Below are 23,380 nucleotides of genomic sequence, written 5' to 3' on the forward strand. Positions count from 1 at the left end.
TCACACTTAATCCTCAAACCCTAAGCCGACATAGTGCAACCGTCTTGTAAGGCACGTCCCTGTGCCAGACAAGACTTGGCCGACATCCTGTCGGCACATTGCATATCGACTTATGCTTTTCGGGTGTGATGGAGGGGGAATAAGTTGCTTGTGAGATCTTCTAAGGTTTTTGCGATTAAACTGCTTTAAAGCATTGCAAAAGCTATCATCGCAGAATGCTTCCTAATTCACAGTGCAAATAGTGTTGTAGGAGACGGTTCACCCGCCGAGAAGTTAAGTTTTTTGGGGGGTGAGAGAGTGCCCTGTCATTAGGCATCAAAGAAGCCCATGGATGGGCGTCGAAATCCGTCAGGAAGACGAGCTGACTTAATTCATAGTCTCGAGTGATTGGAGAAATCACCCTCCATGGTACGTCTCATAGCACATATTATTTCGGCACACCTAGCAAATTTAACAGTTGTAGCAAAGATCCTTCACAAATAGCCGCGCCGGCATTTTCTACCACTTTTGGCTTACCATGGATTGCCACACCTAGCTGGGCTTTTGCCATCATCACTAAGTCATTTGCGCCATCACCAATGGCAACGGTTTGAGTCATTGGGATAGCATACTGGGTTGCAAGTTGACCTAGCACTTCTGCCTTTTTGTCGGCATCTACGATATCACCTAGCACTTTGCCGGTAAGCTGCGCGTTTTCCACCTCTAGGGTGTTGGCAAATACAGCGTCTAGTTGGAGTGGCTCAATCAATGATTCTGCAAACCATGTAAAGCCACCCGAGGCGATGGCAAGATGCCAGTGATGCTGCTTTAGCGCCTGACATAACAGCTCTATACCGGGCATTAGCGGTAAGTTTTCTTTTAATGATTGAATTTGTGATAACGGTACGCCAGAGAGTGACGCAACGCGGCGGTGTAGACTTTCAGAAAAAGAGAGTGCCCCCGCCATTGCCTGTGCGGTGACAGAAGCCACTTCATCATATCGGTCGGCCAATCGAGCAATTTCGTCAATACATTCAATTTGAATTGCGGTGGAGTCCATATCCATTACAAGTAACCCAGGCTCTGCTAAAGTAGGTGCTTGTGTTATCACCGCACCTTGCACATTAATGCTTTTGGCAAAATGCCTCACCTCAGCCTTACTCGGCATTTGCGATGCGTTAAAACGCATACCCAGTGCAACAGGAAGCTGTTCATGAGGTTGATATGCCGTAAAATAAGCTTGCTCGATAACAAATGTTTGAAGAAATTTTGTGACTTCCACAAGGTGTTGCAATTGTATATTTGGGCCAAAAAAGCATATTGATTGGGTCGTCATCTCAGGTAATTGATTTACTTGTGTGAGGCTTGTGTTACCTTGGCAACTATACCAATGATCCAGCGCCATATGTTCCTGAATTGGTGTGTTTAGTTCACGATTAGCGAATTGAATGATTGACGACATAAGTTGCTCCTTGATAGCGTTAAGCCGATTTTTAACATGATTGCGCTAAGCTGTCAGCACTGGACCTTAGCAAAAGCGGGCAATATGCGATAAATATGAAAAATTTACATGTATTAGAAGTGTTAAACTCGACCAGAGGGCGTAGATTATTTCGCCTGTGCATCGCTGCGACGTGCTTAGTTATGGTGACTTGGCTTGCGTTTAATACCAGTTTTGAATCTCATCGCTTGCTCCATAATGGCGCAGACCTTACCGCAAGAAGTCTCACCAAGCAGCTCGCAAAAAATGTAGCATTGCCCCTCTCTCGCAGTGATACACCAAGGCTCAGCGCACTGGCAAATCACCTCGCTAGCGATGACTTTGTGCTTCAAGTCGCGATTTATGATTATCAAGGACGCTTTATTGTTGGTAACGACGGTAATTCCTCACCCACAGATTATCAGCAGCTACCTCAAACCTTACCTGGGCTCAGTAAAACCAAAAGCATTATTTCTGAACCAGTATATACGCCGATGGGACAACCTCTTGGGTTCGTCAATATGGTCTATTTGACAGAAGCTGCTATGTCACAAAGCCACTCTCATTTCCACGAACTTGGACGAGTCGTTTTACTGATGCTGGTGATTACGATGGTATTCACATGGCAAATAGGTCGAGCATTAAAACGCTGGGAAGTAAAACGCAAAATTCGCAAGAAAGTAAAGATGCTACCAGCCCCTGAAAATATCACTCATTAGATGAAACCAAGTTCCCACTGTCTCTATTGTAAATATTTTGATAATATAATTGTTAGTTTATATAAGAACGATAAATGATAAAGGACATGACTAATAAACTTTTTATAATCCCAAAACCGAACCCAAACGCTAAGGTGCGGCTATTTTGCTTCCCTTATGCTGGCGGTTCACCAGCTATCTTTACACCGTGGAGCGATAAAGCAAGTGAATATGTTGAACTTGTTTTTGTTCAGCTACCAGGAAGAGGTGCAAGACTTATTGAGCCTGCAATTGATAATATGCCAGATGTTATTGCAGAGCTTATGTGCCATAGTGACTACATTACGAGTAAACCTTTTGCTTTTTTTGGGCACAGTTTAGGTAGTCGCATTTCATATGAGCTTGCTTTTCAATTACTGGACGTAGGCTTACCAACTCCGCAAAAAATATTTGCTTCAGCAAGTCGAGCGCCACACTGCATATCAACTAAGTCTCATTTACATGGCTTACCACACGATGAATTTATTGCTGAGCTTCGTGACTTAAATGGTACGCCAAAAGAAGTTCTTGAAAATAAAGAGCTTATGGAGCTATTACTCCCGTTGCTCCGAGCTGATTTTAAAATAGCAGATACCTATGTAGCAGAACAGTGTGCATTACCCATCCCCATCCATGTTTTCCATGGCGTTGATGATGAGATCTTGAATGAACATGTTATTGCGTGGCAAGAGCTAACGACACAGCCATACCAGCTTACCGAATTTTCTGGTGGGCACTTTTTTATTCACCAATACGCTGATGAGATGATCTCCATTATTAATCAACAATTGGCTTAAGTAGTTTTGGTGTTATGCCGGAAAAGCATAAAGATCGCCGGGTGAACCGGCTCCTACACCTGCTTTTCTATTGCTGGTAAGTATGGTTTTTTATCGTGATAAAAGTGTAAAGATCGCCGGGTGAACCAGCTCCTACATGGGTTATTTATCGCTGGTAAGTATGATTTTATATCGTGGTAAAAGCATCAAGATCGCCGGGTGAACCGGCTCCTACACCTGCTTTTCTACTGCTGGTAAGTATGATTTTATATAGCAGTAACTGCGTAAAGATCGCCGGGTGAACTGGCTCCTACTTTATAAGACGAACAGCTATGCTACAAATCCAAAATAAGCGAGGAGAGAATACGATTTAACTGAGATTGGTTAAACTCACCACTGATCTGATAGATAACATCGCTTCCCTTTCTATTAATGTAGACCCTATCGTAGTCTTGATTTTCTCCTATAACGACAAAAGCAAAAATATCGCCGTTTTGGTACACATTCATCGGATTGTTTTCGTCTATGTCAAAAGCCGAGCGAAGCTTTGCTATGTTTTTTACTTTAGGATCTGAATGATACAGGGCATGAAAAAATTCGTTGACGCTCATATTCAACTTTTTATGCATATCACCAAGTGAGATTTCCGGTGGGTTTAACGCAATTGCCAACTCATTTTGATCTTGGCTAGTTACGACCACAGTTTGGTTACTTAGTCCTAAAAAGTTAATTTTTGATAGTGTCGTGCTATCTACACAATAAACGAGATCAACAACTCTGATATGTAACTTATTACTACAAGATAAGCTTGGAAAAGGGTTCACTTTTTGTGACGCAATTACTAAGTTCGAGGTGAACATTAACGCGGCAAGTAAAATTATTCTAAACATAACTAAATCCCTAATGCAGCTAATTCCATTTTCGTTCTGTAATTTCTGACAACTTCTTTCGCACAGGTAAGAGATTGTTCTGAACTAAGTTGCTTTACAATGCTTTGTGCAAAGTTCTTTACTATCCATTTGATAGTTGCCTTGCCTCCCGTCGGCTCAGGAACCCAATTTAGAGCTGTCGTACAACTTTTAGTTGCTTGGATCATCTCTCCAAAAACCTGTGCCACATTTTCGTTTACGCTGCCTTTGAAAGATAAATTTAAACCTGCACCTTTATAAAATGCATTAATGGCATTTTTTACTTTCGTTTCATCATTCATTTTTCTATTCCTTGAGAAATGTTGAAGGTTTTAAATTAAGCTCTTAAACATTAATAAAAGGTGAATAACCAACTAACGCATAAATCATTCCTCCAAGCTATGAGATGTATAGAAGCTTTAATAAATACCAAAAGATCGCCGGGTGAACCGGTTCCTACACGGGTTATTTATTGTTGGTAAGTATGGTTTTATATCCCATTTGTGATATTGACTCGTAGGTCGAGATTTATCTCGACATCATCAATTTACCCCAAGCCAAACAACTGCGTGGTATTTCGATAAAGCGCTGCGGCAAGCTCGCTTGGTGTTTCGCTTCGATATTCGCAAAGTCTGTCAAATACTTGGACGACTCGCTTAGGAGAGTTCGGCTTCCCCTGATAACCATGTAACGGCATTGACGGCGCATCGGTTTCCAATACTAGGCTTTCAAGCGGCAACTGTGATATTACCTGCGCTGTTTTTTCGCCTCTTGGATAGGTAATTGTGCCACCTACTCCTAGCTTAAAACCCTGACCGATATAATATTCAGCCTGCTGTTTTGAACCTGAAAAGGCGTGGATCACCCCACCATATTGTGGTTTAACACGTTTAAACACGGCGGCAATTAGGTGATGACTTTTACGGTGATGGACGATTAGCGGAAGCTTTACCTCATTACTCAGTGCGATATGCGCTTCAAACAGTGCAATTTGGCGCTCAAGCGCGTCGCAGGTTGTATCGATGCCGCACTCTCCTATCGCACACAGTTGGGTGCGGTTGTGTATTACATGCTCGACCAACGCAGCCATATCGTCGTCGCAATGTTCGCCAATAAAATAAGGGTGTAACCCCGCGGCGATTTCACATTGTGGATGATGTGCTTGAAACTCAACAAGCTGTTGAGACTGCTTAAGGGTAACGCCAGGCACCACGAAGCGTTCAACACCATTGCTGTGGGCTGCTTTGATATGCGTAGCTAGGTCATCTGCCAACTCGTCAAAATCGAGGTGACAGTGACTATCTATAAAGGCGAATTTATGGGTTAAGCCGCTCAATTTCCCAACTACCATCGGCTTGCTTCACATACATAAAGCGATCGTGAAGACGGTGCTCTCCACCTTGCCAAAACTCAACTTTAGTGGGCTCTACGCAATAACCGCCCCAAAAATCAGGTAGTGGGATTTCGCCTTTAGCGAATTTGTCTTTCATGCTACTAAAGGTTTGCATCAAGGCTTGGCGAGATGACACGGGGCGCGATTGCTGAGACGCCCACGCTGCAAGCTGACTTTCTTTTGGTCTTGATAAGAAATACTTGGCAACGCGACTGGTTGGTAACGGAACAGCTTCACCGTACACGATAACCTGACGCTCAATTTCATGCCACGGGAAGTGTAAGCATACCTTGTTGTTTTGCTTTAATTCTTGCGCTTTGCGTGAACCGGTATTGGTAAAGAAGACAAAACCGTGCTCGTCTACATGCTTGAGTAAAACAATGCGTTGAGACGGCTGACCGTGCTCGTCAACCGTAGCGACGACCATCGCCGTTGGGTCGGTAAACTTGGCATCAATCGCCTGCTGTAGCCAGGTTTCAAACTGCTCAACAGGTGTGTCTTTTAGCATCTCACGACGTAAACCGTCTTTGGTATATTCTCTGCGAATGTCTTCAAGTTTCATCACAATATCCTTAACAAAAAAAGCCGCTATAAAGCGGCTTCTAGTATACCTTAATGCAAGTTAAAACTAACTCACATTTGCTCCATCACTTCGATACCAAGCAAATCTAGGCCAGTTTTCAGTGAGTTAGCAACTAGATTACATAGCACTAGACGACTTTCACGGACGTCTGCAGCTACATCATCTTTCAAAATTGGGCATGCTTCATAGAATGTCATATACAAGCTCGCAAGCTCATATAAATAACTACATAATACGTGTGGCGTTGCTTCGCTGATCATCAGATCAAGCACTTCTTCCAGTTGCAGCAGTTTAAGCGCAAGTGCCTTTTCCTGTGGTGCTTGAATCTGAATGCGACCAGTTAGGCTGGCGCTATCCATGTTTGCCTTACGGAAAATACTACGAACACGAGTATAGGCGTACTGCAAATATGGCGCTGTCGCTCCTTCAAAGCTCAGCATCGTATCCCAGTTAAAGATATAATCGCTGGTTCTGTGCTTTGACAGATCGGCGTACTTCACCGCACCAATACCCACTTTACGTGCGATTTCTTGGCGAGCTTCATCAGATAGGTCAGAGGCTCTGTCAGCGAGCTTTTCTGTCGCACGGCTCACTGCTTCGTCAAGTAAGTCTGATAGCTTCACCGTGCCGCCAGTACGAGTTTTAAACGGTTTGCCATCGTTACCCATCATAGTACCAAACAGGCTTGGCTCGTAGCTGGTTTTGTCTTTTAAAAGACCCGCTTTACGTGCTGTGATCTCAACTTGGTTGAAGTGTAAACCCTGACGCGCATCAACAAAAATTAGGATACGATCAACATCTAGCTCATTTGAACGGTAATCACAGGCAGCTAAATCAGTCGTCGAATATAAGAAACCACCACCTGATTTTTGCACGATAAATACGGAAGGTTCGCCGTCTTTATTTGCCAATTCGTCAAGGAATACAACTTGAGCGCCCTGATCTTCAACCGCAATGCCTTGCTCTTTTAGCAGCTCAATTACGCCAGTAAGACGGTCGTTGTAAGCACTTTCTGCCATGATATCATCACGCGTAAGCGTCACGTTTAGCTTGCCGTATACTTCTTCAGAATGTTTAACTGAGGTGTCGATAAACATTTGCCATAGCTTCTGACAATGCGCATCACCACCTTGTAGTTTTACGACGTAATCACGGGCTTTATCGGCAAAACCGGCTTCGTCATCAAAACGCTTTTTGGCATCGCGATAAAAGCTTTCAAGATCCGCAAGTGCGACGTTTTCAAGGTCAACACCTTGATTTAGCAAATCTTCTAGGTGTGCTATCAACATACCAAACTGGGTACCCCAGTCGCCCATGTGGTTTTGGCGAATAACAGTATCACCACGGAACTCAAGGGCACGCACAACGGCATCACCAATAATAGTTGAGCGCAGGTGACCTACGTGCATCTCTTTAGCAAGGTTTGGCGAAGAAAAATCGACCACAACTTTGTCAGGCGTAGCATGTTCAGCAACACCTAGCTTGGCATCCGTATTTGCCGCCTCTAGGCTTGTGGCTAAAAACTCAGGTTTGAGGTGAATATTAATAAAACCTGGGCCTGCGATTTCCGTTTTTTCTGCAAGATCAGCAACGTCTAGGTTGTCGATGATCTTCTGCGCCAGCTCTCTTGGGTTAGTTTTTAGTGCTTTAGCAGCACCCATCGCACCGTTAATTTGGTAATCACCAAACTGAGGACGCGTGCTTTGTGTTACCGCTGGGTTTGTACCTTCAGGGATACCAGCCGCTTGCATCGCTGCATTGGCTTTTTCAATTAAAATACTTTTGATGTTCATCTGTTTTCCTTTAATGCGCAGCGATTAGTGTTCACGAGTTTCATGGAACTTCACGTCAGGGTAACGCTCCATAGATAGATTCAGGTTTACGCGACTTGGTGCGATGTAAGTTAGGTTATCACCACCATCCAACGCCAAGTTTTGCTCGCACTTGCGGCGGAACTCAGCCATTTTCTTATCGTCATCACAGCTTACCCAGCGCGCAGTTTGAACCGTTACACTCTCGTAAATCGCATCTACGTTGTATTCAGACTTTAAGCGTGCCACAACCACATCAAACTGCAGCACCCCAACCGCACCTACAATCAGGTCGTTATTGATAAGTGGTCTAAATACCTGTACCGCACCTTCTTCAGAAAGCTGTACCAACCCTTTAAGGAGCTGCTTTTGCTTAAGTGGATCTCTCAGGCGAATGCGACGGAATAGCTCAGGCGCAAAGTTTGGAATACCACTAAATTTAAGCGTTTCACCTTGTGTGAAGGTATCACCGATTTGAATAGTACCGTGGTTATGTAGACCAATAATATCACCCGCGAAGGCCTCTTGAGCACGCTCACGGTCACCCGCCATAAAGGTTACCGCATCCGCAATACTGACTTGTTTACCAAGACGCACGTGGTTCATCTTCATGCCTTGGCTATATTTACCAGATACAATACGCATAAAGGCGATACGGTCGCGGTGTTTTGGATCCATATTTGCTTGAATTTTAAACACGAAACCAGAGAACTTTTCTTCGTCGGCTTTTACTTCACGCTCATCAGTTTGACGCGGCAGTGGCGTTGGTGCCCACTCAGTTAACCCGTCAAGCATGTGGTCAACACCGAAGTTACCAAGTGCCGTACCAAAGAATACAGGGGTTAATTCGCCAGTTAGAAATAATTCACGGTCAAACTCGTGCGAGGCACCCATTACTAATTCAAGCTCTTCACGAAGTTGTTCAGCCAAGCTTTCACCCACAGCGGCGTCAAGTTCGCTGTTATCTAGCCCTTTGATCACGCGTTTGTCTTGGATCGTATGACCTTGACCAGTTTGGTACAAAATCGTTTCATCACGATGAATGTGATAAACACCTTTAAATTCTTTACCACAGCCAATTGGCCAAGTAACCGGCGCACACATGATGTTCAGTTCGGTTTCTACCTCATCAAGTAGCTCCATTGGGTCACGAATATCACGGTCCAATTTGTTCATAAAGGTAACGATTGGCGTGTCACGTAAGCGCGTTACTTCCATCAGTTTGCGGGTACGGTCTTCTACACCTTTTGCCGCATCGATTACCATCAAGCACGAGTCAACAGCGGTGAGCGTACGATAAGTATCTTCAGAGAAGTCTTCGTGTCCCGGAGTATCTAGTAGGTTAACCAAGGCATCATTGTATGGAAACTGCATCACAGAAGTGGTAACCGAGATACCACGTTCTTTTTCCATTTCCATCCAGTCAGATTTGGCGTGTTGGTTCGAGCCACGGCCTTTAACCGTACCGGCTTTTTGTAACGCCTTTCCGAATAAAAGTACTTTTTCGGTGATGGTGGTTTTACCCGCATCCGGGTGTGAAATGATCGCGAAAGTACGTCTGCGCGACACTTCCTGCGGAATACTCATATTTGACATTGAAATTCTACTTATGGCATTGGCAACCGAACCAAAACTCGGCCACGCTAAATTCGAACAAAGATTGCTATATTCTCTCCGATCTTGGCCATTTTAACAACTTGATGACGGTAATTTTCGCAGCTAAATAGCAGATGTTATTTAGCCATTGTGGTAGTTGATGAAAGGTGGGCTGTGATGGCTAGTTTATTAGTCCAGCTTTTTACGTAAAATCGCCATTGTTCACAAAAGGCATGCCTTGTCAGGAACTGCGTCGCCTATATGCTTTAGATCACATCTAGCATTCAGCTCAGTTTTTGCTGATACATGTGTTTATCTGCCCGAGAAAATAAACTAGCCATGCTTTCAAACTTATTTTCACACTTGGCAAATCCCGCTGAAAATCCACACTTGGGGAGCTTTTTCTGTTTTAACGCTTGATAGAAATTAGCCTCACTTTGAAAAATAAAGTCGTTGACGGCTTTTTCATTATCTCGCTGCACAATAGCCAGAAACTCATCACCACCATAGCGCCCGATAATATCATCTTCGCTGCTTGCGGCCTTCAAGGCTTCAGCCAAACTTTGTAACACCAGATCACCAACTTCATGACCATAGCTGTCATTTATTGGTTTAAAACCATCTAAATCAAGAAAGACACAGTAAAGCGCACCACCCAGTTTTAAGGCAATATCACGCTTATGTTCACCGAGTATTTCGGTCGCACGACGATTTAGTACTTCAGTCAACGGATCTTGCATCGCTATCGCTTTGATTTTGCTATAGCGCTCAATCATCACCAAATCGTCTTCTAGCATATCGCGTAAATGCTCTATAAATTCAACCAACGGAGCGCCGTAATTCGTGGGTTTAAAGTCCATCACACACAAAGTGCCAAACGACTTTCCATTGGGCCAATGGATAGGTACCCCCAAATAAGACTCAAAGCCATCATTGGCAACCTCAGGGTTATCGTCCCACTGATAATTTACACTGGCGTGCTGCTCATATAGATTGCGATTATTAGCGACAACATGCTTACAAAAGATATTGGTTTCTTGCGGTATAAAACCACCAGCAGGATACGGGTTTTCTTCTTGGTCGCTTGCAATCATCACTGCAAAGCCATCTTCTTTCTTTTGCACCACAAACGCAGCAGGCGCCGAAAAAATCTTCGCCATCAAATCGACTGTTTTTTGCCACTTTAATAATGTTTGTTGTGAGGCTTCTGGTTTGAGCAAGTCTGCATACGGCACAGTAATACCATTTAATTCAATTACATTTTATCTAAACAGTATAGCGGACAGCTGAAGAGTGGATGAATTATTGTTTAAAAGGAACAGTGTGGGCAACACGCTGACTGGTGTGTCAGCGTGTATTGGGAGGTTACGGCTTTAATGCTACTTTTCTATCGTTGTAATAGGCAATCAAATCATCAACGGTTTGCTGACAATACTCGCGGATCCCAGAAACTAACATGTGCTTTTCACCATAACCGACTTTAGAGCCATTCGACAGCAAGTTAAAACGCAGGTTGATCTTGCCACGTTTGCCTTCATAGCTAAACTCTGGCTTAGCCGCTTCCAATGTTACTTCCGTTACCGATATATCATCCATATGGATAGACATAGATTCGTATATCACCATTGGCCTTGCTGGGTTTATCATTACCTCTTGCTCACCCATCAATGGGATGATCACATGAGGAAAGGTAGTGCCTGAAAATTCTACGTAATTTCTCGTCAAACTATTGATGAGCGTTGGGCACGTGCTGGTTTCGCCAGCGCGCGACACGGACAGCATCACTTTATCATTTGCGGTAATATCAAATTGTGCAGCACCTTCTGGCAATGTGAGCGTTGTTGTTTCATCAACCATGCCCACAAAGCTAAACTCCATATTCTCGCTTAAGCCGTAGTGCTTTAACACTAAGGAGAAAAGTAGATCACCCGGTACACAAAACTTCTTTGCATCGATGTCGTGCAGTGGGTTGTAGTCGTCCGCGACTCCTTTTGCAAATAAACTCCCCTGCTCTCTGGTAATGGTGATCTCATTTGCTTGTTGTTGATAATACGGCTCTAACATCGCTACTTTTCTCTAACCTCTAAGATAAAACTGCGCCATGTTACCAGAATTTTCTGAAATAGAGGTCATATCTGTTACGATAATCTGTTAACAAATATTACATTGGCCGGACTTGATGCTAAAGGTTAGCGAGGTTATTGAAAACAGTAACCTCGCTAACTTACGTTCAGAGTTGAGTTACATTAACCCTTGTAATGGCTCAGCGCCCCAAGTAAAGAGTAACACAGCAGAAATTGCAATAAAGATAAGGTATGCAACAACACCCGATTTCATGACAGGCGTGCTGACTGCATTTTCTTGCTTGCCAGTTACTAACGTCTTTACTAGGTTTTGACCTTTAAGGCGATACACCACAATAGCAAATATATGCAGTGCAATGGCGGCAATTAACAGCTCAATATTGGTGTGATGTATATCACCTGCTAATTCAACTAAGTCGTAAGATACATATTGTGCGAGTGGGCCTTCCACCAAAATATCATCTGTTGTCATCAAGCCAGAAACGAGCTGGACAATGATCAGTACAAAAAATAGCAGCACCATCAAACTTCCCGCAGGATTATGTCCTACATGGCTTTGTTTTGATTTAATGGCCGATAAAATTGCTTTAGGTGAATGAAATAACGCACTTAATTTAGCGGTTTGACTACCAATGACACCCCAAATTAATCGCGCTGCCATCAGTGCTAACAATAAATAGCCAGTAACAAAATGAAGATCCATCATGCCCTCTTCACCGGTAATATATAAGGTTACTAGTCCTGCTACGAGCAGCCAGTGAAACCCGCGGATAAATCCATCCCACACTTTGGTCATCGTTTATTTGCCCCATAGGTAAAAATCATTGCAATGATGACAGGTTATAAAACTCAGCACAAAGAGTTAAGGTTAAATAACCGCTTATCTTGATTTGGCAGCGCATTTTGAATGCTAATTAAGCACAATGTTCTATAGTAAACTGGTGTTTGCTTTACTGGGTTGGAGCAATAATGAAATATTTACTGCTAATGCTGCTGTTGTTTGGTGCGTGCTGCAACGCAAAAATACTGCTGATCTCGAATGAACCAGCCGATGAGCAAAGGCTTTTTAGCAAACAAGCCCATAGTTTAGAGTCAGATACCAACAACTTGCTTTTAAACCAGTTTGGCCGAGATTACTTTGATTTTAACATTGTCACCCCAACCAAACTTAATCAATTACTAGCAAGTGAAGAGCCCGTGTGCGCGGTGTCTCGCCTAAAAACCCCAAGCCGCCAGCAAGCCTTTTTGTTTACCATCCCCATCCACCTATATCCAAGCCATAGATTATACTACTTCAAACAACACACCCCGATGGATGCCAGCCTTGTGAATGCCACCGGTAAACTGAAGTCGCTGGCAAGTTTAATGGCTTACTATCCACAAGCCACCATCATCAAAGAGGTTGGCAAATCTTATGGCAATACCATTGACTCCGCATTAGCGCTACTTGAGCCCAAAAATGTTGCCATTAGACCGTATAAAACCTCAGCACAAACTATTATGGAGCAGTTTAGTGCAGGTAAAGTCGACTTTATATTAGCCTACCCCGCTATTTTTCAGCAGAGCTTTCCAAAGGACAAGGCACACCTAGTGGGTTCCTTACCAATAGCGAATAACCTCCCTCATCTCGAAGGCCATATTGCTTGTAGCCATACCCAAGAAACACAAGCATTTATCGAAAAGGCCAACCAGATGATCCGTGCGCTGTATTCCACTAGTACCTATTTAACCACACACTTAAAATATCTCCCCAAGCAAGATCACGCATTGATCACCAGGCGGCTTGCGATGCTAAGCGTCAAATATCAACATACTCCTGCAAAATAATTTCAACTGCGGTTGCACAAGAGTCATACTTAGTCTAAATTAAATCGCACACGATTAAATCATGAAAGACTAAAAATGACGACACTCTATCAGTTTGAAGCAAACACGTTACAAGGTCAGGCATATCACTTTACCGACTTACAAGGCAAAGCTGTGCTTATTGTTAACACGGCCAGTGAGTGTGGATTAACACCACAATATGAAGGGCTCCAAGAGCTACACCAAAAATACGCGGATCAGGGACTTGTGATCATCGGCTTTCCCTGTAACCAGTTTGGTAAGCAAGAACCCGGCGATGCAAAAAAAATTCAAGAAGGCTGCTTAATCAATTATGGTGTTGATTTTCAGATGATGGAAAAGATTGAGGTTAATGGCGATAAAGCACACCCACTGTATCAATACCTAAAGTCTGCGCTTCCGGGGCTATTTGGTAATAAAATCAAATGGAACTTTACTAAGTTTTTGTTTAATCAGCAGGGTGAACCCGTTAAGCGCTATGCCCCAATCACCAAACCTGAACAAATAGCCAAAGATATTGAAAAGTTATTAAATGAGTCAATCTAATCCGCAGCTCAATCTCGATAACCAGATCTGCTTTCGGCTATATAGTGCATCAAGGCAGGTTACACGACTCTATCAGCCGTTACTCAAAGAGGTTGGGCTCACGTATCCGCAATACATAGTGTTATTGATTTTATGGGAGCAAGACGGACAGCTGGTGAAAGAAATAGGCGAGCGAGCTGAACTCAATAGCAACACCCTAACACCGCTCCTTAAGCGCTTAGCAGAGCGTGGCCTAGTTACCCGTAGCAAAAATCCTGATGATGAACGACAAACCTTCATTCACTTAACTCAAGCAGGTAAAACCCTCGAGCAATCATGCGCTTGTATCCCAGCACAAATGATGGCAAAAGCAGGCTTAAGTATGGAGCAAATTCAACTATTAAAGCAGTCTCTTGATGTGTTGATGGCACAAGGACAGCGGTAAACACGATACATTTCAGACAATAAAAAAGCCGCTACATCAGCGGCTTTTGCAATACGGTCTCGCTATTATGCAATAGACGGGTACTCACGGTATGCTTTTTCAAGCTTTTTAGCTTGCTTTTTAGATACACCAATATGCTCTAGTGCCACTCTTAAACGCGCACGAGAAAGGTCAGACCCTAACACTTCCATCGCATCTACTACTGAAGTCGATGAGGTTTTGCCAGTAATAGCAACGAAGATAGGCTCTAAGAACTCTTTGATCTTTAACTCATGGTGTGTCGCCACAGCCTTTGCGATAGAGAAGATCTCAGACTTGTTCCACGTACGCAGCTTTTCCAATTCCCAAATAAAGAATTGCAGTGCCTGACGAACCACTTCTTCGTCCGCTTTACCAGCCGTTAATAACGCTGGATCGTATTCAGGTAAGCCCGCCACAAAGTGACCGGCTAGCCCCACCAAATCAGATAGCGTGTTGATACGTGCCTTGGCTTCAGGAAGTACGCGAGCCAACATATCACCGTTAAACTTCCAGTCGACAAAGCGTTGGATAAGTTCTGCATCGGTTAGGTTTTCGCGGATCCACAGACCGTTTAACCAGTTAAGCTTGTCAATATCAAAGATAGGTCCACCAAGCGATACGCGCTTCATATCAAAGTGTTCAATCATCTCAGCCAAAGTGAACTTTTCACGCTCATCCGGCATTGACCAACCCATACGACCTAAATAGTTAAGTAGTGCTTCTGGTAAGAAACCCATTTCTTTGTAGTAGTTAATTGAAGTTGGGTTTTTACGCTTTGACAGCTTAGACTTATCAGGGTTACGAAGTAGCGGTAAGTGACCAAGCACAGGTGCTTCCCAGCCGAAGTCTTCGTACAGTTTTAGTAGTTTAGGCGCAGAGTTGATCCACTCTTCACCACGGAAGATATGGCTAATTTCCATGTGATGATCATCTACTACGTTTGCAAGAAAGTAAGTTGGGAAGCCGTCAGCTTTCAACAACACTTGCATGTCTACGCTTTCCCATGGGATCTCAATTTCACCACGAAGGTAATCGTTAAACTTAAACGTGCCTTCTTCTGGGATTTTCATACGAATAACGTAAGGCTTGCCTGCTTCAAGGTTTGCCTTCACTTGTTCTTCAGATAAACGTAAGCCACGACCGTCGTATTTAGGACGTAAGCCTTCTGCCATCTGTTCTTCACGCATTTGGTCTAGCTCTTCAGCCGTCGCAAAGCAGTAAAACGCTTTACCATCATCTACAAGCTGCTGTGCAAACTTTTTGTATAAGTCAGAACGCTCTGATTGACGATATGGACCAAACTCGCCACCCACATCCGGACCATGATCCCAGTCAAGCCCTAACCAACGTAGGCTGTCCATGATAGCTTGCTCAGATTCAACTGTACTACGTACCTGATCGGTATCTTCAATTCGTAATACAAACTCACCACCTTGCTGCTTAGCAAAACAATAGTTGAATAAGGCAATATAAGCCGTTCCTAAATGCGGATCACCTGTTGGAGAGGGTGCGACACGAGTACGGATAGTCATCAAAATTCTCTTAAAAATGGATTAGTCGATTAATGGCGCTATGCTAGCATAGCGCCTGATTAGCGCATAGTAAGGCGCGTGAATTAAGCTGCTTTTTCCAGCTTTTCTAGATAAGCAACAATGTCATTGGATTCGTATAACCAAGTAACTTCGCCTTGCTCTTCGATTCGCAAGCATGGCACCTTCACCTTACCGCCCTGCTCTAGCAGCTCTTGGCGATATTGCTCATCATTTTTGGCATCACGGGTTTCAAGCTTTAGCCCTTCACGCTTGGCAGCGCGGCGCACTTTTACGCAAAATGGACATGCCTTAAATTGGTATAACTTTAAATTTGCCGTCATAGCATCTAGCTTTTGCTGTTGTTCTGCGGCACGATTTTTACTGCGTGGGGTAAAAATAAAATCAAAAAGTAAAATCAGACGTCCTAAAAACCATCTTACAAATTGCATAACGTTTCCCAAACCTTTTGCTAAATTCGCTAAAAAATAGGTTGGGGAGTTTAGCATAATCTTTAAGCGCTATATATAAGCGGAGCTTAAAACAACTCTATTTCTGCACATGCGTATTGTGATTCAGCTAACCCTAAAGCGAGGTAGTTTGTGACTTGGTTTCTGCCATTTTCTTTTGAGTGATAAAGCGCGAGGTCAGCTTTGTGAACTTGCTCAGAAACTTGTAGTGTATCAACCACTTCGGTAAAACCAAGGCTCACAGAAACATGCTCTACTTGCGGAAATCGGCTAGAGGCAATTGCATTTCTCAAGCGCTCAAGTGCCACTACAGCAGAATCGTCATTGTGACTTTGAAATAGCACCGCAAACTCTTCACCGCCGTAGCGAAACACATAGTCTTCTGCTCTAAAGTTAGCTTTGATCTTTTGTGCCACCAGCAGGATCACTTCATCGCCAATCACATGGCCAAAATTGTCATTTACCTGTTTAAAGTGATCGATATCTACCATCGCTAAATACCACTTGCGGTCTTCACTGTCATCACGACATACCGTAAACCCGTCCCCATTGGTTATTTCCATGACTTTTTCATCAAACGTTTGGCGATTAAGTAGCTCGGAAAGCGGATCGATACGAGCAAAGTGCAATGTTGCCATTTGATGCGCAAAAACAGTGAGTAAGTGCTTCATTAAAGTCGCAGTGGTGAGATTTACTTGGCCTTCTATATATAAAAAACCAACGAGCTGAGCTTGATGATAAAACGGGATAACACTATCGCCATGGTATTGAATGAGATGTTTGTCATCTTGACGCTGCTGTAATTTATCTACCACGGCATCTACTGGCCCCACCACAACACAAAAGTCGCGATGGCTCACAAATATGGACTTTGGGACTTCTTTTTCCGATAAGCTTTTACTGAAATAAAATGCATAGCTTTCCCCACAAACATCAGAGATAACCCGCTCAAGGGCCTGCATTAGCACCAGCTCACTCTTTTGCGCCAAGAGCTCTAAAGTAAGTTCGTGACCACAGGGTGAATAGCTAATCGACATTCAAGGTCTCTCAATAAAATTGACTCTTGATAAGTGTAGAACAGCTCTCTGAATTTACAGTAATTTATAGGCTAATTTAATACTTCTTGTTGGCTATGTTGATTTAAGAGTACCAAATTATCACGGTGGATGATTTCCTCAGCGCTTTCAAAGCCAAGACACTGCGCAAATTCACTACTATGACGGCCAATTACCAAACCAAGTTCTTGATTACTTAAGCTAGTTAAACCTTGTGCCTGTAGCGTGCCTTGTTGGCAAAACACTTGAACCAGCTCACCACGTTTAAATTGCCCTTCAATCGACACGATGCCTTTTGCTAGTAAACTTGCTCCTTGATTACATACCGCATTGATTGCGCCATTATCACAAATTATTTTACCAGTTGATTTAGGGCCAGACAGCAACCAGCGCTTGCGCCCTCCAACCGGAGCGACAAACTTCAAAAACGTCGTGCTTGGTGCGGTTTGCGTAAGTACTTGCGGTAAAATGTCGTATTCACTACCTTTTGCAATCACGACATCAACGCCTGCTCGTTGTGCAATGTCGGCGGCTTGCAACTTAGTCGCCATACCACCCGTGCCAAGTTGTGTGCCACTGCCACCAGCTAGTGCTCTAAGTTCGTCGTTTATATGTGTTACTTGCTCTATCAACTGCGCATCAGGATTGGCTCTGGGATCTGCGGTAAAAAGACCATGCTGATCGGTGAGTAATACCAATTTATCGGCATTTGCTAAAATTGCGACGTAGGCTGAGAGGTTATCGTTATCGCCAACTTTTATTTCAGACGTTGCCACTGCATCGTTTTCGTTGATGATAGGCACGACATGATGCTCTAGAAGCTTAGTGAGCATATCCCGTGCCGTTAGATAACGTTCGCGGTGCTCAAGATCGGCTCGTGTCAGTAGCATTTGCGCCACAGTGACGTCGTAAATACTAAACAATGACTGCCATAAATGGATTAATTGACCTTGCCCAATCGCAGCTAACATCTGTTTTTCAGCGAGTGAATGACCAATTTGTTGCTGTAACACGCCGCGCCCTGCAGCCACTGCACCGCTGGAGACCACAATGACCTGATGGCCAGCTTGACGCAACGTTACACACTGCCTTACCAGCTCAACAAGCCTGGGCTTGTTTAAGGTCTGGCTGCCTGCAGTTAAGACACTTGTGCCGAGCTTGATAACAATGGTTTGTTTATTGTTTTTGGTCATAGTATTTGTTGGTTTTTACAGCGATAGAGCTTCGTTATACCACGGACCTTCCCCCCTCCCAAGTAATAATACCAATTGCATTAACTCTCCAACCAATTTGAAGGGTGAAATACCATATTAGCGTCGTTAAAAATTTCTCATTTAGAACAACTAAATAGCAAAATTTTTGCCTCGCTACTAAAGCTATTTCTCCGCTTCAAATAGCTCATTTAATTAATACAATTGGTATAAACTCATGAATTTTATTTCTAACTCAGAGTGAATTGGTATAATCCGCCGCACTGATTTCGATCAAGGCTTTTTTGCACCGCGTGTGAGAGAGTGTTCACCATTCAATGAAAGAATAATTAGCTGAGTTCAGAATGAAAAAACACAAAAAGAACAAAGAGATTATGATGCTACCTTTACTGTTTGTAGTGATCTTAATGTGTGTGGGTGGCCATTTTATTTTGCAACCTAGCTACAAAGACAGCCACATTGTCGAGTACTCTCTAGCTGCACTGCCGTTTTTAATGTTTGCCGTCGTGATTGTCGCTATTAAAATAGCCATAAAAGCAGATAACGATGAAAACAATGAGGGTGAGGGCTAAAGTATCCCTCACATTGGTTATAGAGGATGATAACCAAACCACAAAGGGGTAAGCGGTGTTGATTGGCCACTGTGGGTGAGCTTGATATTTAAGTTTTGATCAAATAAATCGATGGCAAAACAGTCATCTACATCATGTAAATCGTCTTTATGAATATGGCTAAAACCGTTAAGCAAAAACGCTTTTGCCTTCTCTTTTGCTTCATCGGCATTCGTTGCAACGAATAGCCCAAAGTCATGCGCCTCAGCTAAACTATCTGGCTTATATCCTCCCAGGTTCACAAAATACAAATGCTCAGCTTGCTCAACACGCTCTTCGGTAAGTTCAATAGCATAACCATCAGCATGTTCAATGATTGTGTAGCTATCCATATGCACCGAGTTTTTATCACCAACCCATTGCTGCTTTAATTTGGGATAAGCTTCTTCAATTGTATTCGCCGCGACAAAGCGCACATCATGCATTTCAATATGGCAACCTTGAATACGACCACCTAGGTATACAACAAACAACTTCACTTTGACACTCCACTCCTTTAAAACCCAAGTATACTCTCAACTCAAAGACTTGGCTTTATTGAGTTAGATGATTATTCTGAATAAACACTCTCAGTGAAGGACAATATAATGAAAAAAACATTCCTCGCGCTTTTGGCTAGCTTTAGCCTGTCATCAACAGCTCAAGTAACCTTAATTCACAATGTAAATGGCTATACGCCCACTAAATCACAGCAAATTGAGCGCTTTTCTTCTTTGGTCATTAAAGACGGTAAAGTCGTAAAAACAAGTGCAAAGGATCTCAGTACTCAATACCCGAGTGCAACCAAGTTTGACGGTGAGGGAAAAACCCTATTGCCCGGTTTAATTGATGCACACGGTCACATCATTGGCCTTGGCAATAATTTACTCACACTCGACGTGCGCGGTAGCAAAACCATTGCAGAAGTAGGAAAACGGCTTAGCCACTACGCAAAAGCCCATGAAGGTGAATGGATAATAGGTCGAGGCTGGGATCAAACCTTATGGCCCGGCGGACAATTCCCAACCGCAGCTGATCTCGACAAGTACGTAAAAGATAAGCCTGTCATGCTCACTCGAGTAGATGGTCACGCTATTTGGGTAAACTCAAAAGCGATGGCGCTTGCCAACATTTCGAAATCAACAAAGACACCTGACGGCGGTGAAATCATTACATTGAATAGCGGTATGCCGAGCGGGATTTTTATCGACAAGGCAGAAGACCTTATTCGCACTCATGTCCCAGCTCAGTCAGATGCACAGGTAAACAAGGCGCTGAATAAAGCCGGAGAACACTTGCTGAGTTTAGGCATTACCTCAGCCCATGATGCCGGGATTGACTACACCACATGGCAGGTTTACCAAGCACGCGCCAAGGAACACACGATGCCGCTACGCGTCTACGCTATGCTCAGTGCAAGCTCCCCCAAACTCGCAGAGATGTTAGACGCTGGAGTGATCAAAGATACACGAGATCAACTCTCTATTCGTAGTGTAAAAATCTATGCTGATGGTGCACTTGGCAGTCGAGGTGCGGCACTTATTCGCGACTATCATGACCGCAAAGGTCACAAAGGGTTAATGCTCGAAAACCAAGCGACGCTTGAAGCATTGATCACCCAAGCCATACGCAGCGGCTACAGTGCGCACACGCACGCCATTGGCGATAGAGCGAATCGCATCGTGCTAGACTCATATCAACACGTTTTTAAAAAAGCAGGTGGAAGACTGCTCAGAAATCGCATTGAGCACGCACAAATTGTCCATCCGGATGATATCCCCCGCTTTAAGACGTTAGATATTATTCCATCAATGCAGCCTGTTCATGCCACATCCGATATGCATATGGCCGAAAAGCGCCTAGACGACAAACAGCTTAGTGGCGCTTACGCATGGCAAACATTCTTAAAGCAAGGAAGTAGAGTCGCGGCGGGTTCTGACTTTCCAGTGGAGCTTGCAAACCCTTTCCATGGTCTACATGCCGCTATCACCAGACAAGACCATCAAGATTTACCCAAAGATGGCTGGCGCCCAACAGAAAAGCTAACCAGAGAACAAGCACTCCAAGCATTTACTATTGATGCTGCTTATGCTGCATTTCAAGAATATAAACTGGGAAGTTTAGAACAAGGAAAGTGGGCCGATTTTATCTTAATCGACCAAGATTACTTTACCGTAAGCAAAGATAAAATTGATGATATTAAAGTCGAGCAGACGTGGATTGCAGGTGAACTTAAATATCAGCGTTGATCTTTTTGTAATTTAACCAAATGGTAGGTGTTAACTAGTGCCAGTAGACCATTAGTTAATGCCACCGGCCAAGCTTGGATAAGTGCGCCATAGGCAGTAAAACAAATACAACCCATTAAATTGAACCAACGCAACTTAGCAACATCGCTCATCATCAAAGAAACGACCAAAAAAGCAGAGGCTAAATAGCCTAAATATTCCCAACTCATTTGTCCTCTCCCCTAAGTTGCGTTAGCATATAGTTTATGCTCGAATTTACGTATCGAGCAGAATAAAAAGGCTAACCCACAAGCCCCTAGAAATTAGCACCAATAAATTAGCTCTAACACGGGAAGTGGGGGTTTAATGGTAATATCGTTTATTAAATTCTTCGCCACAGCGCTGAGATAAAACCGATACTACTTAAACGGTGTGAGTTAGCGTAAAACTGAAAAATTCATGCTAACGTCATTATAGTTTAATAAATAGGACATATGTCCGAAGAGCCATCTAGATGTTTCAATATCATTTTTCAACCAATTTGGTCGAACAGTTACTCGCATTTGCTGGTAATAGTTTTCAGCACAGCAAAAAAGAAGTCTTGATCCACCAAGATGAACCATTGAGTAAACTCATATTGGTGACCAGTGGTACTGTGTCTTTTAGTTATGATGTCGGTAACGGTCGTCGTCTATTACTCGGACAACTGGACTGTAACAACACGCTAATTGGCGAAATCGAAGCGCTGAATCATCAGCCTTGTATTTATACCGTGACTTGCTTGAGCGATGTAACCTATCACCTCATTGAGCTAAAATATTGGCGAAAATTACTGCTTGAGCAGCCGGAGCTGAGCCTATATACCGCGCAAACCATCGCTGCTAAGTTTACTGAAAACCAAAAGATAAACTTAGACAAGTTGCTGTTGCCGCTGAGCTACAACATTGCTAAAGACTGCTTATTACGTGCCGAGAATTCGAATCCAACATTACTTCGTGCCTACTCAACGGTAAGTGCTGAAGCCGAAAGATTTGCGACCACTGAGCGCGCATATCGTCGGGTGGTCAGTGAATTGGTAGAAAAGGGCTTGATAGTACGCAGTAGTGAAGGCTTAAAGCCAGTTGATGTTGACGCGCTTGAGGATTTTGTTGATAGCTTCGCGCAAGCTTAATTTTTTGCGGTTAGAATAAACTAGGGCGAGTACTTGCTCGCCCTTGAGTACTGATTAACTTATTTTGCAAATAGGTGTTTAATATTTGCTAAGTCAGACTTTCCTTCGACTAATTCTTCCGGTGTTAAACCTGACAGCTCGTGAGGGAATACCAACCACTCATCAGACTCATGAATAAAGTAATCTGGTGTCATTGGTACTTTTTTGTTTGCTGGCTTGTAGTATGGGCAAGCAACACGAATATCGCGAGGCAGGTTCAAGCGCATTAGCTCTGCAAGCTTTTCTTTCAACGCAAAAATACTGCGGCCAGAATCAAACACGTCATCAACGATTAGCAATGAGTCGTCAGCGTTTGCATTTTCAACGATGTAATGCAGACCGTGAACTTTGATTTCTTTAGATTGCTTACCAATGCCATAGTAAGAAGAAGTACGTACTGCGATATGATCAGTCTCTATACCTTTGTAATCGTAGTATTCTTGAACTGCGATACCAATAGGCGCACCACCACGCCAAATACCGATAATAAAGTCAGGTCTAAACCCGTCTTCATAAACTTTAGCGGCTAAGCGAAATGAATCTTCTAGCAATTGTTGCGCTGTGATATAGCACTTATCTGACATAAATACCCCGTTAGGAAGCCCGTGTGATGGTGACAAGCAGCAAGTGCTGCCAATTGATACCAATTACAATTGTTTGCAAGCCATAGGCACTTGTGTGATTGGTATAACCGAATATTTTAACGTAAAGCGCAATAAAATGCTGCAATAATAGTGTCTTTTTATTTTCATTTTTTGATTTGGGACGCCATATCCTAAAGTTAAAGATCGCCGGGTGAACAGACACCGCATAGTATTATTTAATTGGTGGGAGATGTATGGACTCCTCCCCCTTATCGGGAGAGTACGGTATAAAGATATTGCAAAACACTTTTACCAAATAA

At 43.3% G+C, this 23,380-nt stretch carries 25 protein-coding genes; 8 read left to right on the forward strand and 17 right to left on the reverse strand.

What is annotated here, in order from left to right; translation table 11 throughout:
• Positions 1-427: 427 nt before the first annotated feature.
• Entirely contained in the window at positions 428-1,441 is a 1,014-nt protein-coding gene (gene serB / locus EXT47_RS13310) for a phosphoserine phosphatase SerB (RefSeq protein WP_130126797.1), read from the reverse strand.
• 95 nt (positions 1,442-1,536) lie between these two features.
• Between serB and EXT47_RS13315 the strand changes: the two genes are divergently transcribed.
• Both EXT47_RS13315 and EXT47_RS13320 read left to right on the forward strand, forming a co-directional pair.
• Positions 1,537-2,178 carry an AhpA/YtjB family protein gene (locus tag EXT47_RS13315; RefSeq protein WP_039494499.1) on the forward strand — a complete coding sequence of 214 codons (642 nt, stop codon included), beginning with the start codon at positions 1,537-1,539 and terminating at the stop codon, positions 2,176-2,178.
• A gap of 86 nt (positions 2,179-2,264) precedes the next feature.
• Complete coding sequence (locus tag EXT47_RS13320) at positions 2,265-2,993, forward strand: thioesterase II family protein (protein WP_052258267.1); 729 nt, start codon at positions 2,265-2,267, stop codon at positions 2,991-2,993.
• Positions 2,994-3,307: 314 nt separating this feature from the next.
• Here EXT47_RS13320 and EXT47_RS13325 read toward each other — a convergent pair whose 3' ends face one another.
• The 9 genes from EXT47_RS13325 to EXT47_RS13365 all read right to left on the reverse strand — a co-directional run bounded on the left by EXT47_RS13325 (position 3,308) and on the right by EXT47_RS13365 (position 12,143).
• Complete coding sequence (locus EXT47_RS13325) at positions 3,308-3,862, reverse strand: hypothetical protein (protein ID WP_039494495.1); 555 nt, start codon at positions 3,860-3,862, stop codon at positions 3,308-3,310.
• 2 nt (positions 3,863-3,864) lie between these two features.
• Positions 3,865-4,182 carry a hypothetical protein gene (locus EXT47_RS13330; RefSeq protein WP_039494494.1) on the reverse strand — a complete coding sequence of 106 codons (318 nt, stop codon included), beginning with the start codon at positions 4,180-4,182 and terminating at the stop codon, positions 3,865-3,867.
• A gap of 245 nt (positions 4,183-4,427) precedes the next feature.
• Positions 4,428-5,231: a TatD family hydrolase gene (locus EXT47_RS13335; RefSeq protein WP_130126798.1), complete on the reverse strand. Its 804-nt coding sequence runs from the start codon at positions 5,229-5,231 to the stop codon at positions 4,428-4,430.
• On the reverse strand, positions 5,197-5,838 hold the full coding sequence (pdxH, locus tag EXT47_RS13340) for a pyridoxamine 5'-phosphate oxidase (RefSeq protein WP_205991261.1): 642 nt from the start codon (positions 5,836-5,838) through the stop codon (positions 5,197-5,199). The genes EXT47_RS13335 and pdxH overlap by 35 nt, the downstream gene beginning before the upstream one ends.
• A gap of 68 nt (positions 5,839-5,906) precedes the next feature.
• Positions 5,907-7,649, reverse strand: coding sequence for an arginine--tRNA ligase (argS, locus tag EXT47_RS13345; protein ID WP_130126799.1), 1,743 nt, complete (start codon positions 7,647-7,649; stop codon positions 5,907-5,909).
• A gap of 24 nt (positions 7,650-7,673) precedes the next feature.
• Positions 7,674-9,263 carry a peptide chain release factor 3 gene (gene prfC, locus EXT47_RS13350; RefSeq protein WP_017216978.1) on the reverse strand — a complete coding sequence of 530 codons (1,590 nt, stop codon included), beginning with the start codon at positions 9,261-9,263 and terminating at the stop codon, positions 7,674-7,676.
• A gap of 284 nt (positions 9,264-9,547) precedes the next feature.
• On the reverse strand, positions 9,548-10,498 hold the full coding sequence (locus tag EXT47_RS13355) for a sensor domain-containing diguanylate cyclase (RefSeq protein WP_130126800.1): 951 nt from the start codon (positions 10,496-10,498) through the stop codon (positions 9,548-9,550).
• 130 nt (positions 10,499-10,628) lie between these two features.
• Positions 10,629-11,327 (reverse strand): DUF3581 family protein, encoded by a 699-nt coding sequence (locus EXT47_RS13360; RefSeq protein WP_069020928.1) that lies wholly within the window; start codon positions 11,325-11,327, stop codon positions 10,629-10,631.
• A 177-nt stretch (positions 11,328-11,504) separates the two neighbouring features.
• A complete protein-coding gene (locus tag EXT47_RS13365; RefSeq protein ID WP_039494486.1) occupies positions 11,505-12,143 on the reverse strand; it encodes a cytochrome b/b6 domain-containing protein in 639 nt (212 codons plus the stop codon).
• A gap of 173 nt (positions 12,144-12,316) precedes the next feature.
• On the opposite strand from EXT47_RS13365, the gene EXT47_RS13370 reads away from it, so the two are divergent.
• From EXT47_RS13370 to EXT47_RS13380, 3 genes are all read left to right on the forward strand, one after another.
• On the forward strand, positions 12,317-13,174 hold the full coding sequence (locus EXT47_RS13370; protein ID WP_039494484.1) for a transporter substrate-binding domain-containing protein: 858 nt from the start codon (positions 12,317-12,319) through the stop codon (positions 13,172-13,174).
• A 75-nt stretch (positions 13,175-13,249) separates the two neighbouring features.
• Positions 13,250-13,738, forward strand: a complete 489-nt coding sequence (locus EXT47_RS13375) for a glutathione peroxidase (RefSeq protein ID WP_130126801.1) — start codon at positions 13,250-13,252, stop codon at positions 13,736-13,738.
• A complete protein-coding gene (locus EXT47_RS13380) occupies positions 13,725-14,162 on the forward strand; it encodes a MarR family winged helix-turn-helix transcriptional regulator (protein ID WP_039494481.1) in 438 nt (145 codons plus the stop codon). The genes EXT47_RS13375 and EXT47_RS13380 overlap by 14 nt, the downstream gene beginning before the upstream one ends.
• 65 nt (positions 14,163-14,227) lie before the next feature.
• Here the strand turns inward: EXT47_RS13380 and gltX are convergent, their stop codons facing one another.
• From gltX to proB, 4 genes are all read right to left on the reverse strand, one after another.
• Positions 14,228-15,715 (reverse strand): glutamate--tRNA ligase, encoded by a 1,488-nt coding sequence (gltX, locus tag EXT47_RS13385; RefSeq protein WP_130126802.1) that lies wholly within the window; start codon positions 15,713-15,715, stop codon positions 14,228-14,230.
• An 83-nt stretch (positions 15,716-15,798) separates the two neighbouring features.
• Entirely contained in the window at positions 15,799-16,164 is a 366-nt protein-coding gene (locus EXT47_RS13390) for a glutaredoxin (protein ID WP_165383815.1), read from the reverse strand.
• A gap of 86 nt (positions 16,165-16,250) precedes the next feature.
• A complete protein-coding gene (locus EXT47_RS13395) occupies positions 16,251-17,219 on the reverse strand; it encodes a GGDEF domain-containing protein (RefSeq protein ID WP_130126804.1) in 969 nt (322 codons plus the stop codon).
• A gap of 71 nt (positions 17,220-17,290) precedes the next feature.
• The gene (gene proB, locus EXT47_RS13400) at positions 17,291-18,430 is read right to left on the reverse strand and encodes a glutamate 5-kinase (protein ID WP_130126805.1); all 1,140 of its coding nucleotides are present in this window, start codon (positions 18,428-18,430) and stop codon (positions 17,291-17,293) included.
• Positions 18,431-18,792: 362 nt separating this feature from the next.
• Here proB and EXT47_RS13405 point away from each other — a divergent pair, with 362 nt between their 5' ends.
• Positions 18,793-19,020, forward strand: a complete 228-nt coding sequence (locus tag EXT47_RS13405) for a hypothetical protein (RefSeq protein WP_010379194.1) — start codon at positions 18,793-18,795, stop codon at positions 19,018-19,020.
• 17 nt (positions 19,021-19,037) lie between these two features.
• On the opposite strand, the gene EXT47_RS13410 is transcribed toward EXT47_RS13405, so the two are convergent.
• Positions 19,038-19,538 (reverse strand): DUF1543 domain-containing protein, encoded by a 501-nt coding sequence (locus EXT47_RS13410; protein WP_010607693.1) that lies wholly within the window; start codon positions 19,536-19,538, stop codon positions 19,038-19,040.
• Between the two features lie 108 nt (positions 19,539-19,646).
• Between EXT47_RS13410 and EXT47_RS13415 the strand changes: the two genes are divergently transcribed.
• Positions 19,647-21,287, forward strand: coding sequence for an amidohydrolase (locus tag EXT47_RS13415; RefSeq protein WP_130126806.1), 1,641 nt, complete (start codon positions 19,647-19,649; stop codon positions 21,285-21,287).
• Here EXT47_RS13415 and EXT47_RS13420 read toward each other — a convergent pair.
• Entirely contained in the window at positions 21,278-21,496 is a 219-nt protein-coding gene (locus EXT47_RS13420; protein ID WP_010379202.1) for a YgjV family protein, read from the reverse strand. The two genes, EXT47_RS13415 and EXT47_RS13420, sit on opposite strands and share 10 nt — an antisense overlap.
• 284 nt (positions 21,497-21,780) lie before the next feature.
• On the opposite strand from EXT47_RS13420, the gene EXT47_RS13425 reads away from it, so the two are divergent.
• Positions 21,781-22,437, forward strand: coding sequence for a Crp/Fnr family transcriptional regulator (locus tag EXT47_RS13425; RefSeq protein WP_010607695.1), 657 nt, complete (start codon positions 21,781-21,783; stop codon positions 22,435-22,437).
• A gap of 59 nt (positions 22,438-22,496) precedes the next feature.
• Here the strand turns inward: EXT47_RS13425 and EXT47_RS13430 are convergent, their stop codons facing one another.
• On the reverse strand, positions 22,497-23,060 hold the full coding sequence (locus tag EXT47_RS13430) for a phosphoribosyltransferase (RefSeq protein WP_010607696.1): 564 nt from the start codon (positions 23,058-23,060) through the stop codon (positions 22,497-22,499).
• Positions 23,061-23,380 lie beyond the last annotated feature (320 nt).

The organism is Pseudoalteromonas sp. CO342X (genome assembly GCF_004208915.1).
In the GTDB taxonomy this organism is placed as follows: domain Bacteria; phylum Pseudomonadota; class Gammaproteobacteria; order Enterobacterales; family Alteromonadaceae; genus Pseudoalteromonas; species Pseudoalteromonas maricaloris.

What these genes read in the sequence shown, in the direction of transcription:
- serB (WP_130126797.1), bottom strand. Translation starts at nt 1,441, where the DNA reads ATGTCGTCAATCATTCAATTCGCTAATCGTGAACTAAACACACCAATT.
- EXT47_RS13315 (WP_039494499.1), top strand. Translation starts at nt 1,537, where the DNA reads ATGAAAAATTTACATGTATTAGAAGTGTTAAACTCGACCAGAGGGCGT.
- EXT47_RS13320 (WP_052258267.1), top strand. Translation starts at nt 2,265, where the DNA reads ATGACTAATAAACTTTTTATAATCCCAAAACCGAACCCAAACGCTAAG.
- EXT47_RS13325 (WP_039494495.1), bottom strand. Translation starts at nt 3,862, where the DNA reads ATGTTTAGAATAATTTTACTTGCCGCGTTAATGTTCACCTCGAACTTA.
- EXT47_RS13330 (WP_039494494.1), bottom strand. Translation starts at nt 4,182, where the DNA reads ATGAATGATGAAACGAAAGTAAAAAATGCCATTAATGCATTTTATAAA.
- EXT47_RS13335 (WP_130126798.1), bottom strand. Translation starts at nt 5,231, where the DNA reads ATGGTAGTTGGGAAATTGAGCGGCTTAACCCATAAATTCGCCTTTATA.
- argS (WP_130126799.1), bottom strand. Translation starts at nt 7,649, where the DNA reads ATGAACATCAAAAGTATTTTAATTGAAAAAGCCAATGCAGCGATGCAA.
- prfC (WP_017216978.1), bottom strand. Translation starts at nt 9,263, where the DNA reads ATGTCAAATATGAGTATTCCGCAGGAAGTGTCGCGCAGACGTACTTTC.
- EXT47_RS13360 (WP_069020928.1), bottom strand. Translation starts at nt 11,327, where the DNA reads ATGTTAGAGCCGTATTATCAACAACAAGCAAATGAGATCACCATTACC.
- EXT47_RS13365 (WP_039494486.1), bottom strand. Translation starts at nt 12,143, where the DNA reads ATGACCAAAGTGTGGGATGGATTTATCCGCGGGTTTCACTGGCTGCTC.
- EXT47_RS13370 (WP_039494484.1), top strand. Translation starts at nt 12,317, where the DNA reads ATGAAATATTTACTGCTAATGCTGCTGTTGTTTGGTGCGTGCTGCAAC.
- EXT47_RS13375 (WP_130126801.1), top strand. Translation starts at nt 13,250, where the DNA reads ATGACGACACTCTATCAGTTTGAAGCAAACACGTTACAAGGTCAGGCA.
- EXT47_RS13380 (WP_039494481.1), top strand. Translation starts at nt 13,725, where the DNA reads ATGAGTCAATCTAATCCGCAGCTCAATCTCGATAACCAGATCTGCTTT.
- gltX (WP_130126802.1), bottom strand. Translation starts at nt 15,715, where the DNA reads ATGACTATCCGTACTCGTGTCGCACCCTCTCCAACAGGTGATCCGCAT.
- EXT47_RS13390 (WP_165383815.1), bottom strand. Translation starts at nt 16,164, where the DNA reads ATGCAATTTGTAAGATGGTTTTTAGGACGTCTGATTTTACTTTTTGAT.
- EXT47_RS13395 (WP_130126804.1), bottom strand. Translation starts at nt 17,219, where the DNA reads ATGTCGATTAGCTATTCACCCTGTGGTCACGAACTTACTTTAGAGCTC.
- proB (WP_130126805.1), bottom strand. Translation starts at nt 18,430, where the DNA reads ATGACCAAAAACAATAAACAAACCATTGTTATCAAGCTCGGCACAAGT.
- EXT47_RS13405 (WP_010379194.1), top strand. Translation starts at nt 18,793, where the DNA reads ATGAAAAAACACAAAAAGAACAAAGAGATTATGATGCTACCTTTACTG.
- EXT47_RS13415 (WP_130126806.1), top strand. Translation starts at nt 19,647, where the DNA reads ATGAAAAAAACATTCCTCGCGCTTTTGGCTAGCTTTAGCCTGTCATCA.
- EXT47_RS13420 (WP_010379202.1), bottom strand. Translation starts at nt 21,496, where the DNA reads ATGAGTTGGGAATATTTAGGCTATTTAGCCTCTGCTTTTTTGGTCGTT.
- EXT47_RS13425 (WP_010607695.1), top strand. Translation starts at nt 21,781, where the DNA reads ATGTTTCAATATCATTTTTCAACCAATTTGGTCGAACAGTTACTCGCA.
- EXT47_RS13430 (WP_010607696.1), bottom strand. Translation starts at nt 23,060, where the DNA reads ATGTCAGATAAGTGCTATATCACAGCGCAACAATTGCTAGAAGATTCA.